This is a genomic window from Candidatus Omnitrophota bacterium (assembly GCA_028716565.1).
Taxonomy (GTDB): Bacteria; Omnitrophota; Gorgyraeia; order Pluralincolimonadales; family Pluralincolimonadaceae; genus Pluralincolimonas.
Genome location: JAQUPL010000013.1, coordinates 1 through 16,739, shown reverse-complemented (window position 1 = coordinate 16,739; position 16,739 = coordinate 1). Strand labels below are relative to the sequence as shown.

Below are 16,739 nucleotides of genomic sequence, written 5' to 3'. Positions count from 1 at the left end.
CCGGAAGAGGGACTTGAGGATATTCTCGTATGGGTCGTCTATCTCCAGTAAGAGTTCCCAGACGGCGCGGGCGCGCTGGTATTGCTCGGGATTGGTCGGCCGCGGCGTACCGCCGCCGTCGTGCCATCCTTCGGGGGTGTTGAACCAGTAGGCGCTCGGTTCGTGTCCGTAGACGATATAATAGCAGCCGTACGCCGCCTTAAGCGCCTCTTCTTTAAGGCCGAGGTGGTACATGGTCGCGGCCATAAAATATGTGGAACCCGGCCAGACCTCCCTGGCCATGTTGATATTTATATCGCTTCCGTCGGCGTTCTTGCTGTTTATGGCGCCGCAGTCGCCCACGCCGTCGCCGTTAAAATCATTGAGCGGCACGACGCACATCTCATAGACCTTTTTCAGGTATCGGACCATACGCTCGCGCGGAAGGATATCTGGCAATCCCGTCGTCTCGCAGAACCTCTGGCCGTTCAGCCCGTCGGCCATTATGGCGCCGGAATTTTTTCCTGCAGTATCCATCCTGTAATACTGCCCCGCTTCATTCCACAACTGTTTGTCGAGATTCTTCCTCGCCTTGTCAAGGAGGCCAAACGCTTCCTTGAATATCGGGTCGCGCTGGACATGCGCCAGCTTTACCATCGCCTCGAGCGCTCCGACCCAGAGCCCGCCGCATAAGAGGCTGGTGCCGTACAGGCCCCACGCGTCGTAGGTATTATCCGAACCGTTGTTGTTAGGCAGCCCGTCCCCGTCCGTGTCCTGGGACTTCATATACTCGTAGGTCATCTTAACCGCCGCCCAGCAGTAATCGAGGAACTCCCTGTCTTCGCGGACATAATAATACCTGGCGACCTGCTGGATGAACTTGGCGTGCAGGTCTTTCCAGTGCAGCTTGTTCGTCCCGTAGTTATCGAATTTGAAGAACGGGTCGTCAGCCGGCGCGCCGAAGTCGTGTGGCGTCTGGTGGAGGCTGTCGTAATGCATTATACCGTCGGCGAAACATCTCAATATGTCCCGTTCTATCTCCGGCCAGAACTTGAGCGTCAGTATCGAACAATAATGCCTGACGTCGAAAGTCTCGCAGAACGGGTAGCCTATCGATTCCATGACGAAGAACTTATGGTCGTCCTCATGGAGCCCCATATATTCCCGGTCGTGGCCGGACTTAAGCCCGGATTCGTAGAACGTCCCGCCGAACTGCGTGTAATATAATTCGTTGAAGGCCGCGGTCTTGAGCCAGGCGGGGTATTTCTTGTTCTTTATGACGGGATTCATCCACGCGTCGACCTTCTTCTCCCATTCCGGGTAATTCGCGAGGGCCTCTTTCGCGATATTGAAGGATTGCGCGGAATCCCGCCCAAAATATTCGGTATACTTCCTCCACCACTCGGTACCGGTGACGCACGCGTCGCCGAATTTCACTACCGGAAAATCCCACGATAGGACGACAGGCACTATCTTTGACTCGCCGGGATCAAGCGAAACCTTGACCGCTATAGCCGCGGCCGAATCTGAACCGTCGAGCCGCCTGTTATCAAGAAGGCCGTCGGCCTTAAAATCCCTCCAGACCTCGGAACCGTCGCCGTCCTTATTCCAGCTGAGTGCATATGTAAGCGTCTCGCCCTTGCCCGTCCTGGAGGCGATGCACCATTCCGAATTCTGCGTCTCAGGCGTATTATCAGGATGGTCCGCTTTCAGGACTATCCCGATGATGCCGCCGTCTTCCCCGAGGATATTTTTATAACCCCTCCGGCGAAGGGACCCGCTGAAAGGCGGCTGCGGCCAGGTGAGCATGACCGAGGCCTCGGCCTTCTCTTTGGCCGGGTTGAAGAATTTAAACTGCCAGACGGCGACAGGATAAGACGTCTCTTTGTAATTATTCGGGATTATCGGCGAGAAGAATTTCTGCGAGATATCAAGGGTGAAGCAGTCGTACGTGACCCATCCCTTTGGCTGGAGGGCGTAATACGCCGCCTCCCCTTTATTTAATTTATCCCATGCCGGTTTTAGCGACGGGTTCGTCCCGAGCGTCTTTACTTTAGCCGGGCCGGCCCCTACTTTTTCGTAGACATGGAACGCGCCCTCATAAAGCCATGTCTGGTCGTAGGCGCCGCACTTGAGCGCCCAAGGGCCGAACGCGCCGGAGATGCTGTACATGAAAGCTCCGGCCCCGAATCCCCCCAGCGCCACGCCCCTGTCCGGGCAGGAACTCGCCGTGTTAGAAGGCACATCGCCGAGACCCCTCTTCCAGGCGCAATCGGGTATCTCGAAAAAATCCCTCTTCCTCATCATCTATTCCAGTTCTTCTTCTTTTATTACCTTTATTTGTACCGGCCCTTTATAGATGCCGCCCTGCCTTTCGTTGTCGTATACCTTCACCGCTATCACATTCTGCGAATTGAAGTTCACGATGCCCGCCGGGATCTCATAATTCCTTTCTTTCTCCCATACCGACTGGACATGCGGAGGGAACAAGCCGCTCTTGCCTACGAGGTTATTGTTGAAGAAGGTCATATCGACATCGTCGATGCCCCCGAACCGGAGAATTATCTTAGCGCCTTTCTCCTTCCATATCTCCCTTCTCTCCTTGGAGAGCTTGAAGCCGTACCAATACCATGCGTATCCGTCGTAGTTGGCGAATCCCTGCGTCTCCCAGACCGCCGGCACATTTACCTCTTTCCACTCCCTGCCCGGAAATTTCAGCTTAGCCCAATTGATATCGTCGCCGGTCCTGAAATACCATTTGCCCGAAAGGTCCAGCGTATCGAGGACCTTCTTCGGCTTGGTGAAACCGCAGAGCTTTATCGCTTTCTCAATGTTCTTGTTCTGCGCGAAATACTTCCAGACCATCCCGGTCCTGTAGTTCTCTATCATAAGGACTATCGGGCCCTGGTCGATGCCGATATATTTCGACGAGACCCAGTTCCTGTCCCGGTTGAACGCGTCGACGAAGCCGTATTTTCCCCATATCTTATCCCTGTAACTGGCGTACATATACCTGGCCGCCTTTATCGAGAGGTCCGGGGTAAAGATGATGGAGGATATTGCCGCAGTCGGCGATACTGTCCCGTCGTTCTCGCCGTTAGGGGCCCCGTACGCCTTGTAGCCGTCCGGTCCGTCGCAGGCGGTCAGTCCCCAGCAGTCCGGGCCGTAGGTCTTGCTGCGGTTCATATTGTCGATGCACCACTGCCTGTTAGCCATCGTCGCCTGGACCGAGTTTTGGAAATAATCCATGAAGCTATCTTCTTTGCCTTTGAAATCGACGTAGCAGTGCGAATACTGGTGGGTAAATAACGCGGGCGGACCGGTGAACCTGAAGCCTTTATAGGTCGTGAAACCCCTGTTATAGGCGCTCCAGGAATCGGGCGACATCGGATGCGTATCCGAACCTATGCCCATAAAATACAGCACCAAGTGTTCGGAGGTATAACCCGACCACCTGTAAGGCAGGAAACCCTTCTCCGGGGACCAGCCCATGCTCGGGGTGGTGCCGTTGTCCATCATCCACGCCCAATCGACCCTGTCGCAGATCTCCTTCGCAAGCCTCTCTATCTCGGTGCCTTTGTAATATTCTCCCACGAAGACGACTCCGGCCAGTAGCAGCGTCGTATCTATCGAGGAGAGCTCGCAATCGCCCCAGCGTTTCCCTGTCTTCATGTCCAGGAAATGATAATAGAATCCGTGGACGCACTCGGCCCTGTCCCTGAAGAATTTAAGCGTCGTGATTATCCTCTCCTTGACCTTGTCTTCCGGGAGCCAGCCGCGGTCCACCGCAACGCACAGGGCCGGCAGGCCGAATCCGACCGACGCGATGCTGGCCATCGGCGAATTGTCCTTGAGGAGGGTATTGCAGGTATCCTTGATCAGCCCGTTCTCGGGATTCGCCTCCTCCCAGAAGAACATGCATGCCGAATGTTCGATTAGGTCGAGGAATTGTTCGTCGGTCATCGTCGACGGCTCAGGAGATTCCCATCTTACCGCTTGCGGCCTGGTGACGTTTGTCCTCTCCCCCTCGATGGTAAGCCCGTCCAGGAAGATTACCCCATCAAACGGCTGGCCGTAATCGTTGCGGAACGTGACCGAAAAATTATCCATATCGTACCAATCGTATATCGATTTGAAATCCGCCAGGGGTATCGTGACTTTCTGCCATCCCGCAGTCACGCCTGCCGGAAGGTACTTCTTTATATCCAGCTTGTCCTCGAAATAAGAGCCATCCTTCATCCCTATCCTGAATACTTCCCCGCCCTTTTCCCCTTTCACCCAGAAAGTCACGGCCCCGTATTTGCTAAGGTCCTTTCCCACCAGGCCGAACCAGAAACCCGCTTCTTGTCCCTCCCCGCTTACGCTATATCTTATCTGGCATATCTGTGCGCCTTCGGTGCGGACCCCTTGTGAGGTGTAGGACTGCCTTACCGTCCCCTTATTCTCCCATACCCCCTGCATCGCGCTTGGGATAAGCAGGTTTACTCCGGGATTTTCCTGCGCGCTGGCGGCCCCATTAAAGGAAAAAAACAACACCGCCGTACACGCCAATACCTTCATCGCCGTCAACATTGTTGCCTCCTATTTTGTCCCCCATAAATACGCGAAAGTAAAAAGTATCCCGAAAGAGAGATGTATCGCTATCGTAAGCGCGTTCGCAGGCAACAGCTCTTTTATCTTGTCGAAATGCGCACTGGTGACCCTGATCGCCTTGATGGCCGCCGGCAGCGTCACGAAGGTCAGTATCGCGGCAAAGGGAAATATCCCCGACGCTATACCGAGCAGCACCACAAGATATACCGACAATAGAAATAAACGGTAGTATTTGGCCGCAGCCGCCTTTCCGATAGATACGACCGTATTCCTTTTGCCGGAAATCCTGTCCGCTTCGTAGTCCGGGAACTCGTTTATGTAGAGGACTAGGGCTATAAGTATCCCTACGGGAACGGAAGCCCAAAACGCTTCCCATGAAAGGCGCCGCGCCTGGACGTAATATGAACCCAATACCATAAGAGGCCCGAAACCTATTCCCGTGGCCAGCTCGGCAAAACCCGTATACCCGATCCTGAACGGGGGCGCCGTATAGAAAAAAACTAGGAATAATCCCGCGATCCCTATCGGCAGCAACAAATAGCCCCTTAATGCGTAAACGAGATATACGCCTATCGCTACCGTGACAGCAAGACAAAATAAACCCGCAGTAAGCACTTCCCTGGGCTTTAGCGCGCCGTCAGGAAGCAGCCTGCTGCCCCCGCTAAACGGGGTCGGGGTCTTGTTCGCTACATCATCACCGCTAATGTAATCATAATAATCGTTCGTCAGGTTCAAGCCGGCGTGAACGAATAAAGCGCCTGCCATAGTCAGCCATAACAACCCCCAATCGAACGCCCCGGTTTGATGCACCGCAACCGCGGCGCCCAGGACCACGGGGATGATAGCGGCCGTAAAGAATTGAGGCCTTGGAGATGCCGCCCATATCAATGTTTTATTCATAACTTGTTATTTCTCGGCCAGATATATGCCTGCCGCCCCAAAAGCAAGGGATTTATATGCGCATTCCCTGAAGCCGGCTCCGATAAATTTCGCTTTGACCTCATCGACCCCGTAAAAAGACAGTATAGAATCTCCCAAATACGAAAAGGGAGAGGTCTTCCGGTACACGGCAAACCCGATAAGCGGCATTATGCATTTAAGATATATGCGGTAGAGGAACCCCGTTGCCGGGCTTGAAGGCCTCGTCAGGTCCAGCGCCATGGCCGTGCCGTCTTTCCTGAGGACCCTGTACGTCTCCGAAAAAACTTTATCCAGATCGGGTGCCACATTGCGCAGCGCGAAAGAGGATACGACAAAATCAAATATGCCATCCTCGAACGGAAGATCGGCTGCCTCCCCTTCGACCCATTTTATCCGCTCGCCGAGGCCTTTCGCCCCCGCCTTACGGCGCCCTATCTCAAGCATCTCCGGGCAAAAATCCAAGGCCTCTATAGACGCGCCGGGCTTATTGCCGGCTATCTCGATAGCAAGGTCGCCTGTCCCCGTGCAGAGATCGAGCACATGCGACCCGCCCCTGACGCGAGCCGCAACCTCCCTCCTCCAGCCGTAGTCCATGCCCAGGCTTACAAGGCTGTTAAAGAGGTCATATCGCCGTGAAAGAAATGAGAACATCCCGCGGATATCTGGGAAAGAGATCTTCGGCATATTAAATCCGTTCCGGGCGCCCTTCCTCATTGATGGCAAGTATGAATAAAAGGTCCGACAGCCTGTTAAGGTAAGCCAATATACAGCGGTCTACTTTGGACCTGCCGCTCAATTCGACGATGCAGCACTCGGCCCTGCGCGCAACGGCCCTGGCAACATGCAGGACCGCCGAAGGTTCATTGACGCCGGGGACGACGAACGCCGAAGGAACGGGTCCGCGGCCTTCCATCATGTCGCCAAACCCTTCAAGCATTTTTATGTCGCAATCCTTTATAGAGAAAACTGAAGCCTTCCTCCCGCCGGCGGAAATGCAACCAGCGATCCTGAAGAGGTCTCTCTGTATGAGGCCTATCTTCTTTTTTACAAGGGGTTCTTTTACCTTCACCTTCGCGAGGCCGAGGAATGATATCAGTTCGTCTATTGCGCCCTGGGCCTTTATCCTGAGGTCGCACTTAGATACGGCTTTGCCGCCGCAGAGCCGCGTCTTTCCTCCGTCGCCTGACCTTGTCGTGATGCGCATTATTATTTGATCCTGTATCTCGCGGTCACGGTCGTCTTCATCCCGCCGCGGACGTTAAATTCTCCGGTCACAATACACCATTTCGGCTTGCACGAGGAGACTACGTCTTTAAGTATCCTGTTCACCGCGTTCTCGTAGAATATTCCCATATTCCTGAAACCGATGATGTAATATTTCAGCGACTTCAGCTCGATACACGACCTGCCGGGCATATATCTTATCGTTACAGTCCCGAAATCCGGAAGCCCGGTCTTCGGGCAGACAGAGGTGAATTCGGGTATCTCGATCTTTATCTCGTAATCCTTATGAAAGTTCGGAAAAGCCTCTATGGGTGGCAGGCTGTCTTTCAAGCCTTTGCCGGCATGTTCGGAAGTATACCCTTTTTTCATACGTCTCCTTGCGCTCCCCGGAATGTTTTAATGGCTAGACAGAAAAAACCCGGAAACCCTGAAATATATAAGAAGGGTTATTATATCGCACGTGGCCAGGACTATCGGCCCGGAGGACAGCGCCGGGTCTATCCTGAAGAACTTGAACAGGAACGGCAGGCAGGAACCGATGACGCCCGAGAGTATTATCGACATCGACATAGAAACGAAGAGTACAGCGCCCAGGTTCGCATTGGCCTGCCAAAGCGTGGCGGCCCCTCCCACAAGCACCCCGCATACAAGCCCGACGATGACGCCGACGAGCATCTCCTTCTGGAGCAGCCACCTGACGTCTTTGAAAGACGCCCGGCCGAGGGCCATATTCCTTACTACTATCGTCGACGACTGCATTCCTATGCTCTCCGAAAGTCCGAGCACTATGGGGATAAAAAGCGCCAGCGCTATGACCGACTTCATGTCGCGCTCGAACCACCCGAGTATGAACGCGCACGCGAGCCCGCTCATTATGCTTATCGCGAGCCACGGCAGCCTCAGCCTGACTATGCGCGGTATGGACCTTGAGGTTATTTCGTCGACGCCGGTTCCGACTATCTTTGCGATGTCGTCCTCGGCCTCGAGTTCGGCTATATCGACCATCTCATCGGCCGTTATTATCCCGACGAGCTTCTGTTCGTTGTTGACTACGGGCAGCGCGAGGAACTTGTGCCTTATGAAGTACCTTACCACCTCTTCCTGGTCCATCTCCGCGTGCACCTTTATCACGTTCTTTAGCATTATATCCCTTACGTGGACGCCCGGCGAGTGGCTCAAAAGGTCGCGCATCTGTACTACTCCTACAAGATGGCCGCGGGGATCCACCACATATATATAGGAAGGCTTTGACACCTTCTCAAGCGAGACGGTGCGGAAGTGCTTTATAGTCTCTTCTATCGTGGATTCGTCGGAGACCGCCAGGAACTCGTTCTTCATTATGGAGCCTACGGTCTCGCCTTTTGCCCTTCTGGTAACCATGCGCCGTCCTAATTTTGGTTAATATTATAAAACAAAAAGCCCTCTGATTCAATCGTCAAAGGGCTTTTCGGTTAAATATCCTTTATAGCGCCGCCTTACGCTACTTGCGCGCGCTCGTTCCGGCCTGGTAACCGGCCTGATATCCCGCCTCGTAGCCTTTGGTGTATCCTCTCTCAAAGCCGCTGGAGTCCGATGCCGGAGCCGGCGCTGCCGCTTGAGCGGGAGCCGGCTTTTCATCGGGCATCAAAACGTCCGCTATGACACCCGCCGCTATGCCGGTCCCGGCGCCTATGAGCGCGCCTTGCCCGGCCTTGCCTCCGGAAGCGCCCGAAGCTACTGCGCCCGTCGCGGCGCCGACCAAACCAGACTTAATGAGTCCGCTGGCGCCGTCAGAGAATACAGGGGCTGAAACTGAGAACATAAGGGCGATCACCAATATAAATGTGGCTGCTATGCGCATTTTTCCCTCCTTCTTGTTTAAAGTATACCATAGAATGTCGAAAAGTCTATAAGATTTACCTTACCGTTTCGGCCAGGTTTTTGTAATTTTCCTTCGGGTCTCCTTTGCCGAATATGCCGCTCCCGACGCAGGCGAGATCGACACCGGCCTCCTTTATCATCAGGATATTGTCCATTTTCAATCCCCCGTCCATCGCGATGACCGGCCTGCCGTTGCGACCCATTAACGCGCACGCCTTATCGCAGACCTCCGGGATGAATTTGCTGCCGTAGAAACCCGGATTTACGGAAAGAAAAAGCAGGACGTCTATATCTTTGAAATATCCTTCGACTTTCGATACGGGCGTCCCCGGATTTATCGCGATACCCGCTTCCAGCCCCAGCGCGCGTATCTTCTGGATGACCGAGGAAGGGTCCTCTTTGGATTCATAGTGGAAGACTATCCTTTTTGCCCCGGCCCTTTTGAACGGTTCCAGATATTTGCCCGGCTCTTCCACCATAAGGTGGACTTCAAGCTTTAATCCCGTCTTGATCTTCGCCAGGTCCGCGGCCGATATGCTTTTAGACGGGACGAATCTCCCGTCCATTATATCTATCTGTACCAGGTCGCAGAAACCTTCGGCCTGGGCGATCATCCTTTTCAGTTCGTCGGGCTTGTCCGTAAGCACTGCCGGCACTATCCTCATCAGGTCGCTCCTTTGTTTATATAATCGAGTAGGAATTCCGCGAGATTATTTGAAGCGAGATCGGTGTTCCTCTTGAGGCGCAGGAGCCTCGGCGGCCACAAGAACTGCAGGAAAGACCTCGGCAGGTCATCCAACAGCGTATCGCTTACCGCCTTCACCGCGATAAAAGGAATGTTGTGCCTCTTCGCGGCCGATGAGACCGCCTCGGATTCCATATCGACGATGATAGCGCCTTCCCTTTGGAACGCAGCGCTCTTCTCCTCGCAGGTGAAGAGCGGCCGGGGGGAGCAAAATAACTTACGGTCGCGCAGGTCGGATACGATAACATCGCCTATCTTAAGGTCCTTGACAAGCGCGCCGCAAAACCCTGCTGAGATTATGAGGTCGGGCTTGAAATCTTTTATGATATCCTCCGCCATCTCCCCGGCCTTTTCCGCTCCTATACCGCTATTTGCTAGGACCAGGTATCCGTCCTTCGCCAGTATCACCGGCCGGAGCGATTTAAAAAAATTTACGCTCATCAGGCGCGCCAGGGGCCTGAGCTCCCGGTAAAACGCGAAGATGACGGCGATCTTCTTCATTTTCAGCCCAACTTTTTGAGCTTCTTCTTGACTTCTTCGATGAGCACATCCGGCGTCGACGCGCCCCCGATTATGCCGACCGATCCTACGCCTTTCAGCGCAGACGGCTTCAGGTACTTCGCGCTCTCTATCTGTATCGTATTTTTATTGTATTTATGGCAGAGTTTCTTGAGCTTCAGGGTATTTGAGCTGTGGTGGCTTCCTACGACTATCATCAGGTCGACTTTCTGGGCGAGTTTTACCGCGTCCTCCTGCCTTTTCCTGATGTCGGCGCATATGGTGTTGATTATCTTTATCTCATGGGCTACCCTCATCACCTCGGCAACGACATCCCTGCAGAGCTCCACCGAATGGGTCGTCTGGAAGATAAGGCCGACCTTGTATTTCAATTTTGCCTGGTCGACCTCTTTATGGTTCGCGACCACTATCGCCTTCTCCTTCAGGTGGCCCAATATGCCTTTTATCTCGGCGTGGTCCTTGTCTCCCACTATCAGGACCTGATAGCCCTCCTCTTCCAGTTTCTTCGCCGCGATCTGCGCCTGCCTGACAATGGGACAGGTGGCGTCGACTATCTCTATCCTCTTCACCGCGACCTTAGCCCTTTCGTCGGGAGAGATGCCGTGCGCGCGTATGATAAGCATCCCGCCTTCCCTTACCTCTCTTATGCTCTTCACTTCCCTGAGCCCCTTTTCGGAGAGTTTACGGGTAATGGCGTCGTTATGGACCAGCTCTCCGGTTATATAGGCCGGGACGCCTCTCGAAAGCGCTTCTTCCGTGAGTTTTACCGCGCGGTTCACGCCGAAACAGCACCCAATCTTCCTGGGCGTCAATATCCTCATCCCTTCTCTCCCCGTTTCGCGTAACCCTTCGAGTAGAACCATTCCGCGGATCTCCGGAAAGCGTCCTTTACATCGCCCTGCGGGAGTCCCAGTTCTTTCACCGCCTTTGAACAATCGAAAGCGAACGGCTTTCCGCCGAGCCTCAACCCTTCCCATGGGATAAGAGGTTCCTTGTGCGTCACATATTGGCATATCTTTTGCGATACAAAACCCAGCGGCAGCAAGAGCGACGCGGAAAATTTGGTCTTCGGCTTAGGCCTGCCGGAAATTTCGCTTAAAATGCCGAATACCTCCTCAAGAGTCAGGTTGTCGGCCCCCAGGATATACCGCTCGCCTGTCTTTCCCTTTTCTTCCGCGAGCAGGTGCCCGGCAGCGACATCCCCCACATCGATATAATTTATGACGGTGTCGATATAGCCGGGAAGCCTGCCGTTAAGGTAATCGAGTATCATCTTTCCCGGAGGGGTAAAGTTGTAATCCCCTTCGCCCACCGGCGTCGTCAGGCTGACTGTAACTATCGGAAGGCCTTTCTTGATATATTTGACCGCTTCCTCGTAGGCGAGCCATTTTGAGCGGGCATAGTGGCCGGCCATCTTCCCCAGGCCCAATACCGCCCTTTCGTCGGACGGGTTCTCCTTTGTGCCCCCTTTTAAAATGGCGGCCGTGCTGGTGAAGACGACCTTATCGACCCCCTCTTCGAGCGCGGCCTGGAATAAATTCCTCGTCCCGGTCCAATTGATATCATAGACTTCTTTGGGATTCGCGTACCAGAGATGGACATATGAGGCCAGGTGGTATACGGTCTTGACCCCGGAGAGGGCTTTCTTGAGCGAATCCGGATCGCGCAGGTCGCCGTAGGCGAATTCGACATCGCATTTCAAGGGCTGCTCCTCGATGAGATTCACGAGATTGGAATTCTTGCGCACGAGGCAGCGGACGCGCTCCCCCCTATTGTCCAATAATCTCACTACGTGCGAACCCACGAAACCGTTAGAGCCGGTCACAAGGATCATATTTTTTCTCCCGGGATTAACTGAACTGCCAGCCGATCAACGTCATTATATCTTTGAACGACTTTCCTTCGAGCACGCTGGCAGGTTCGAAACCGCAATGGACCGCGCACTCCGCGCAGTGCGGGTTCTTGCTCTTAGGACCGTATTTTTTCCATTCCGTCTTTTCGATAAGTTCCTTGTAGGTGGCGAAATGCTTATCGGCAAGCTGGTAACAGGGCGAGCGCCACCCTATCGGGTTGCGTGTCGGCGTCGACCAGGGCGCGCAATCCAGCTCGCGCTTCCCCTGCACAAATTCAAAATATAACGGGGAGCCGAGAAAATTGTATTTTTTGAACTCGGGCTCGAGTTTCCGGAAGAAATCCGCCAGTTCCTTCTTGCGGAAGAAGAATGCCTCGCCCACCTGCGGGTACCCGTAGGCCGGCGATATCAGGAAGCCGTCCACCCCGGCGCCCTGGAGGGTCTTGAACAACTGTTTAAGTTCGTTTATGTCAGTCTGCCTGTAGATGGTGGTATTGGTGCAGACGAAGAAACCCTTCTTTTTTGCCGATTTTATCGCCTCGATCACCCTCGCGTATGTCCCTTTAAGCCCGGTTATCGCGTCATGCATCTTCTCCGGCCCGTCGATATGGAAATTTATCATGAGGTTGCCGCTCGGCCTCAACGTGTCTATCTTATCCTTAAAGAGAAGGCCGTTGGTGCAGAGGTATATATATTTACCCCTCTTGGCAAGTTTCTCTACCAACTCGGATATATACGGGTAGACGAGCGGTTCTCCGCCGCAGATCGACACTATCGGCGCCCCGCACTCATCCACCGCCTTTAGGCATTCGGCGACGGTCATCATCTTGTGCAGGTCGCGTTTATATTCCCTTATGCGGCCGCACCCTTCGCACGACAGGTTGCACATAAACGTCGGTTCCAGCATTAAAACAAGCGAGAACTTCTTGTTGTTCCTGATCTTGTTGGCAATTATATGTTTCGTCATTCTGGCCGTTAAACCGGGCTTGAATCTCATTTTTCAGACCTTCATCTTTCCGCGGTTGGCCGCGTATTCGGAAAGCGCGATAAGCGGGAAATACGCCGAATAAAGCTCATAGCGCAGGTAGCAGACCCTCGGGAAACCCGTTCCCGTGAAATAAGCCTCCTCCCAGCTACCGTTTACCCCCTGGCTCGTTATAAGATAATTTATGCCGCGTTCGACGGCGCTGCTGTCGTAGTCGCCGCCTGCAAAAAGTATAAAAAGCGCCCATGCCGTCTGCGAGGCGGTCGAGGGCCCCCTGCCTTTCTTGAACGGATCCTCATAAGTCAGCGCCGATTCACCCCACCCTCCGTCCTCATTCTGGACCCCGTATATCCATCCGGCTGCCGCCGTTAATTCTTTTTTTGACGGCCCTCCGGCCGAAAAAGAAAGGCCCCGCGCGGCCAGGAATGTGCCGTATATATAATTAACCCCCCACCTGCCGTACCATGTCCCGTCGGGCAGTTTCTCACGTCTCAGGAATTTCACGGCATTTTTAAGCGGGGGTTTCTTGGCGTCGTAACCTAACCTGCCAAGCAGCTCGCAGGCCCTGCCGGTTATGTCCGCGCACGTCGGGTCGAGCATCGCGTTATGGTCGGAGAACGGGACTTTGTTTAGGAAACGTTTGTTGTTATCCTTGTCATAAGAGCTGAATCCGCCGTCCCGGGACTGCATCTTCAGCATCCAGCCAAGGCCGCGTTCGAACCCGGCCTTCTTTTGCGGTTCTTCCGGCCCCATATCTATCTGCATCAGCCCGAGCAGTACCTGCGCGGTATCGTCTATGTCCGGGTAAAATTCGTTCCTGAACTGGAAATACCAACCGCCTGGCACGGCTTCTTTAGTCTTGACCTTCCAATCGCCGGGCTCGTTGACCTGCTTCGAGAGCAGCCACCGGCCGGCTTTTCTCATCGACTCATGGCCCTTCGGTAAGCCCGATATGCCGAGGGCATATGCGCAGAGCGCGGTATCCCAGACCGGCGAGACGCAGGGCTGCATCTCCGCCCTGTCGCCCTTATGCACGAGCAGCCTCAGGACTTCATCCAGGTTGGACTTTACCAGCGGGTGGTCGTCCTTGTACCCGAGACAGCTCAATGCCATCACCGAATTGATCATAGCCGGATAGATCGCGCAAAGCCCGTCGCTTTTGTCGAACCTATCTATCATCCATCGTTCGGCTTTCTTCACCGCCGCGCCCTTCAGGAACGCTAATCTCAATTTATACAAGGCCTTTATCGTCCCGTCCAGGAAGAGGAAAAGGTTCTTCCAGCTTATCCCGCGCCGGTCCCAGCGTATGCCGCAATCCTTCATCCTGCGGCCGTTAACGTAAAGTTCGTCGACGTTGAAATTTTTCGCGAGCGGACGCACCGGCCTGAAAGCCCAAATTATCGAAAGCGGCACGACGATCGTCCTCGTCCACGCGCTGAAATCGTAAATATTCACCGGGAACTGCTCCGGGAGCAATATGAGTTCCGGCGGGATAGCGGGCGCCGCGGCCCAATTCCCGAGACCGAACATGGCGAGATAGAACCTGTTATAACTGTTGGACTTTTCGATGCCGCCGAGGTCTGAAATTATCCGGCGGTCCCGCGCCATCAGCTGGTTGGCCTCCTCGAATCCTTTAAGCTTAAGCGCCATATAATTTTTTATGGTGGCGTTAAGTTCCGGAGGGCCGCCCGGATAGATAGCCCATCCCCCGTTCTCGAGGCGCCTTGCTAAAATATAATTCACCAATTTTTCTTCCAGCGCGTCGTCCCTTATCCCAAGGAACCGCAAAAGGAAGATGGTATCCGCCTCCAGGCCCAGGTCCATGTGGAAATTCGAATGGAAATAGCCGTCGGCATCCTGTTTGCTCAAGAGATACTCCTGAGCCCTGTTTATCGCATTTAAGAGTCTCTCGCTCATACGTTAAGGCAGTATCTTACTATTTTTTCAAGTTCTTTTATGTCTACAGAAGTGTTCTTACAAGGCCCTTCGGGGCGCTTGTTCGCTAGCCCAAAGACCGGCATCTTCGGGGCGGTATCCTGTATGCCGGAGATGAGGTCCCTCTCGCACGCCACGCCTATGACCGCGTCGGGCATGTGGTCCTTTATGGCTTTTCTCGCCTCGTCCCCGCCGAAAGCGGTGAAAGCTACAAATTGGTACTTCTCGCTGAGCTCTTTTATCTTTGTCCGTATATCCGCGGAGAGGCATCGGGGCAGGAGAAGGAGTATTTTCTTCGAGTCCTTGCCCGTCCGCGTCGCGTACATAAGGTCATTATGGAATTTGACGAAGGAATTGCCTATCTTGTCCCTCGTTACGCCGAAAAGTCCGGCCAATCTTACCGCTCCGGAAAGGAATATGCGCAGCGGGAGCCGCCTGGCGATAAAAGACGGCGCGAGTTTGACCCTGAAAACCGCCGATAAGACCTGCGCCAGGTACCACGCCGCCGTTAAAGAGCCGAAGATACAAAAAACTACCCCGGCAATATCCGTAAACCCCCGCCCGAAGCTTTCAAAGCGGGGAAGGGCAAGGTACCAGAACAGCCAAACTCCAACTAAGACAAGGAGTAATACTAAAAAAGAGAAAAAAATGAATAACGATTTCGGGGCGTCGCTTGGGCTTCCGCCCTTGGTGCCCGGCTGCCAATCCGCCCATTCGTCTCCCAAAAGCCTGTCTTCCAGCCTCTTTCCCTTCCCTGTCTCTTTCATAAGGGCATAATTATATCACGAATAAAGGGTGGGCGCAATAATGCTATTAAGCGGATTTGCGGATGATGAGCTTGGGATCGAAGAAACGCGTATAGGATTTCCTGTGGGGGGAGTTTATGGAGTTGAGCAGGTCTGAGCCGGCTTCGTAGGCGATATCGACTACGGGCTGGTCGACGGTGGTTATCGGGGGATCGAAGAGTTCGCATATCGGTATATTATCGAATCCGACTATGGCGACATCTTCCGGGACCCTCTTCCCTGCGCCCTTTACGGCCTTTATCGCGCCGATAGCCATCCTGTCGTTCGCCGCAAAGATACCGTCGGGCGGGGAATCGAGCGAGAGGAACTTTTTCGCGACGATCCCGGCGTCCTCGTACCTGAAATATCCGCGCTCCACGTATTCCGGCCTGAATTGGAGGCCGGCCTCTTCGAGCGCCTGTTTATATCCCTTGAACCTCTCCTCGGCATCGAACCAGTTCTCGTGCCCGTGGATGAAGGCTATCTTCTTCCTGCCGGTATCTATGAGGTGCTTCGTGGCGACGTATCCGCCCTTCCTGTTATCGCAGCCGAAAGAATCCGCCCTCTCGGAATACGCGAAAAGCAGCGCTACCGGGACCTGCTGTTTCCTTAATTCTTCGAGTTTTTCAGTATCGTCTCTCGAGATAGCCACCAATATCAGGCCGCCAACCAGCTTGCTCTTATACATCTGGAGGCATTGGTCGCCGTCAAATTTGGTCTGCGTGAATATCATCAGCTGGTAGTTGTTCTCGTTGGCGGCGCGGGCCACTCCCTTGATGGTATCTATCGCGAAGAAATCGGTATTTATGAAAGTATCGTTAGGGAATACAAGGCCTATTACGTTTATCTTCTTTGAAGCGAGGCTCGCGGCGTGGATATTCGGGAAATACTTCTCTTTATCGAGATGTTTTAAAATGCGCTCCCGAGTCTCCTCGGCCACGTTCTTGTCGTTCTTAAGGACCCTCGAGATGGTACGGCGCGAGATGTTAAGTTTTTGCGCGAGTTCTTCCAGTGATTTTACGCTCATTAGCTGCCCTTTCCGGTGATTACTATCTTATCAGAGAAGCCGGGAAAAGTAAACTCCGAAAAAAGGCCGCTGCTTTTAACGGCAGCGGCCTTGCCCTGGTTGCAGTTACAATGATAAAAGAACCGGCCCTGCTTCGTCTTATTCGTGGGGGATGAGATTTTAGCAGGGCCGGCCCCTTAAATCAGGTTACTTTTTCCTTTTCAACCCTAACAAACCTACCAGACCCGAACCGAGCAGAAGAAGGCTCGCCGGTTCCGGGACCGGAGCGTAATCAACGTTGATGTTGTCATATCCGAAGTTGCCCGTTGAGTTGT

17 protein-coding genes are annotated in these 16,739 nt (G+C 53.8%); all 17 read right to left on the bottom strand.

What is annotated here, in order from left to right:
- Window positions 1-2,286 (bottom strand): non-lysosomal glucosylceramidase (locus PHO67_08920; protein ID MDD5547259.1); only part of this gene is annotated, 2,286 nt, incomplete at its 3' end.
- A complete protein-coding gene (locus tag PHO67_08915) occupies window positions 2,287-4,551 on the bottom strand; it encodes a glucoamylase family protein (GenBank protein MDD5547258.1) in 2,265 nt (754 codons plus the stop codon).
- A 9-nt stretch (window positions 4,552-4,560) separates the two neighbouring features.
- Window positions 4,561-5,472, bottom strand: a complete 912-nt coding sequence (gene menA, locus PHO67_08910; GenBank protein ID MDD5547257.1) for a 1,4-dihydroxy-2-naphthoate octaprenyltransferase — start codon at window positions 5,470-5,472, stop codon at window positions 4,561-4,563.
- Window positions 5,473-5,478: 6 nt separating this feature from the next.
- Entirely contained in the window at window positions 5,479-6,177 is a 699-nt protein-coding gene (locus PHO67_08905) for a ubiquinone/menaquinone biosynthesis methyltransferase (GenBank protein ID MDD5547256.1), read from the bottom strand.
- 1 nt (window position 6,178) lies between these two features.
- Window positions 6,179-6,697, bottom strand: a complete 519-nt coding sequence (locus PHO67_08900) for a cob(I)yrinic acid a,c-diamide adenosyltransferase (protein MDD5547255.1) — start codon at window positions 6,695-6,697, stop codon at window positions 6,179-6,181.
- 2 nt (window positions 6,698-6,699) lie between these two features.
- Window positions 6,700-7,086 (bottom strand): preQ(1) synthase, encoded by a 387-nt coding sequence (gene queF, locus PHO67_08895; GenBank protein ID MDD5547254.1) that lies wholly within the window; start codon window positions 7,084-7,086, stop codon window positions 6,700-6,702.
- Window positions 7,087-7,113: 27 nt separating this feature from the next.
- Complete coding sequence (gene mgtE, locus PHO67_08890) at window positions 7,114-8,097, bottom strand: magnesium transporter (GenBank protein ID MDD5547253.1); 984 nt, start codon at window positions 8,095-8,097, stop codon at window positions 7,114-7,116.
- 100 nt (window positions 8,098-8,197) lie between these two features.
- Entirely contained in the window at window positions 8,198-8,557 is a 360-nt protein-coding gene (locus PHO67_08885) for a hypothetical protein (protein ID MDD5547252.1), read from the bottom strand.
- Window positions 8,558-8,612: 55 nt separating this feature from the next.
- Window positions 8,613-9,242 (bottom strand): ribulose-phosphate 3-epimerase, encoded by a 630-nt coding sequence (locus PHO67_08880; protein ID MDD5547251.1) that lies wholly within the window; start codon window positions 9,240-9,242, stop codon window positions 8,613-8,615.
- Window positions 9,242-9,823, bottom strand: a complete 582-nt coding sequence (locus PHO67_08875) for a hypothetical protein (protein MDD5547250.1) — start codon at window positions 9,821-9,823, stop codon at window positions 9,242-9,244. The genes PHO67_08880 and PHO67_08875 overlap by 1 nt, the downstream gene beginning before the upstream one ends.
- Window positions 9,824-9,825: 2 nt before the next feature.
- Complete coding sequence (ispH, locus tag PHO67_08870; GenBank protein MDD5547249.1) at window positions 9,826-10,662, bottom strand: 4-hydroxy-3-methylbut-2-enyl diphosphate reductase; 837 nt, start codon at window positions 10,660-10,662, stop codon at window positions 9,826-9,828.
- Complete coding sequence (locus tag PHO67_08865) at window positions 10,659-11,675, bottom strand: SDR family oxidoreductase (GenBank protein MDD5547248.1); 1,017 nt, start codon at window positions 11,673-11,675, stop codon at window positions 10,659-10,661. Before PHO67_08865 ends, ispH begins: the two co-directional genes overlap by 4 nt.
- Window positions 11,676-11,691: 16 nt before the next feature.
- Complete coding sequence (hpnH, locus tag PHO67_08860) at window positions 11,692-12,660, bottom strand: adenosyl-hopene transferase HpnH (protein MDD5547247.1); 969 nt, start codon at window positions 12,658-12,660, stop codon at window positions 11,692-11,694.
- 33 nt (window positions 12,661-12,693) lie between these two features.
- A complete protein-coding gene (gene shc, locus PHO67_08855; GenBank protein MDD5547246.1) occupies window positions 12,694-14,595 on the bottom strand; it encodes a squalene--hopene cyclase in 1,902 nt (633 codons plus the stop codon).
- Window positions 14,592-15,380, bottom strand: coding sequence for a DUF116 domain-containing protein (locus PHO67_08850; protein MDD5547245.1), 789 nt, complete (start codon window positions 15,378-15,380; stop codon window positions 14,592-14,594). Before PHO67_08850 ends, shc begins: the two co-directional genes overlap by 4 nt.
- A 46-nt stretch (window positions 15,381-15,426) precedes the next feature.
- Window positions 15,427-16,425 (bottom strand): LacI family DNA-binding transcriptional regulator, encoded by a 999-nt coding sequence (locus tag PHO67_08845; GenBank protein ID MDD5547244.1) that lies wholly within the window; start codon window positions 16,423-16,425, stop codon window positions 15,427-15,429.
- A gap of 186 nt (window positions 16,426-16,611) precedes the next feature.
- Window positions 16,612-16,707 (bottom strand): PEP-CTERM sorting domain-containing protein, encoded by a 96-nt coding sequence (locus PHO67_08840; protein MDD5547243.1) that lies wholly within the window; start codon window positions 16,705-16,707, stop codon window positions 16,612-16,614.
- Window positions 16,708-16,739 lie beyond the last annotated feature (32 nt).

Excerpts from the sequence above, each read along its gene's own strand:
- PHO67_08915 (MDD5547258.1), bottom strand. The coding sequence starts at position 4,551 with ATGTTGACGGCGATGAAGGTATTGGCGTGTACGGCGGTGTTGTTTTTT.
- menA (MDD5547257.1), bottom strand. The coding sequence starts at position 5,472 with ATGAATAAAACATTGATATGGGCGGCATCTCCAAGGCCTCAATTCTTT.
- PHO67_08905 (MDD5547256.1), bottom strand. The coding sequence starts at position 6,177 with ATGCCGAAGATCTCTTTCCCAGATATCCGCGGGATGTTCTCATTTCTT.
- PHO67_08900 (MDD5547255.1), bottom strand. The coding sequence starts at position 6,697 with ATGCGCATCACGACAAGGTCAGGCGACGGAGGAAAGACGCGGCTCTGC.
- queF (MDD5547254.1), bottom strand. The coding sequence starts at position 7,086 with ATGAAAAAAGGGTATACTTCCGAACATGCCGGCAAAGGCTTGAAAGAC.
- mgtE (MDD5547253.1), bottom strand. The coding sequence starts at position 8,097 with ATGGTTACCAGAAGGGCAAAAGGCGAGACCGTAGGCTCCATAATGAAG.
- PHO67_08885 (MDD5547252.1), bottom strand. The coding sequence starts at position 8,557 with ATGCGCATAGCAGCCACATTTATATTGGTGATCGCCCTTATGTTCTCA.
- PHO67_08880 (MDD5547251.1), bottom strand. The coding sequence starts at position 9,242 with ATGAGGATAGTGCCGGCAGTGCTTACGGACAAGCCCGACGAACTGAAA.
- PHO67_08875 (MDD5547250.1), bottom strand. The coding sequence starts at position 9,823 with ATGAAGAAGATCGCCGTCATCTTCGCGTTTTACCGGGAGCTCAGGCCC.
- ispH (MDD5547249.1), bottom strand. The coding sequence starts at position 10,662 with ATGAGGATATTGACGCCCAGGAAGATTGGGTGCTGTTTCGGCGTGAAC.
- PHO67_08865 (MDD5547248.1), bottom strand. The coding sequence starts at position 11,675 with ATGATCCTTGTGACCGGCTCTAACGGTTTCGTGGGTTCGCACGTAGTG.
- hpnH (MDD5547247.1), bottom strand. The coding sequence starts at position 12,660 with ATGACGAAACATATAATTGCCAACAAGATCAGGAACAACAAGAAGTTC.
- shc (MDD5547246.1), bottom strand. The coding sequence starts at position 14,595 with ATGAGCGAGAGACTCTTAAATGCGATAAACAGGGCTCAGGAGTATCTC.
- PHO67_08850 (MDD5547245.1), bottom strand. The coding sequence starts at position 15,380 with ATGAAAGAGACAGGGAAGGGAAAGAGGCTGGAAGACAGGCTTTTGGGA.
- PHO67_08845 (MDD5547244.1), bottom strand. The coding sequence starts at position 16,425 with ATGAGCGTAAAATCACTGGAAGAACTCGCGCAAAAACTTAACATCTCG.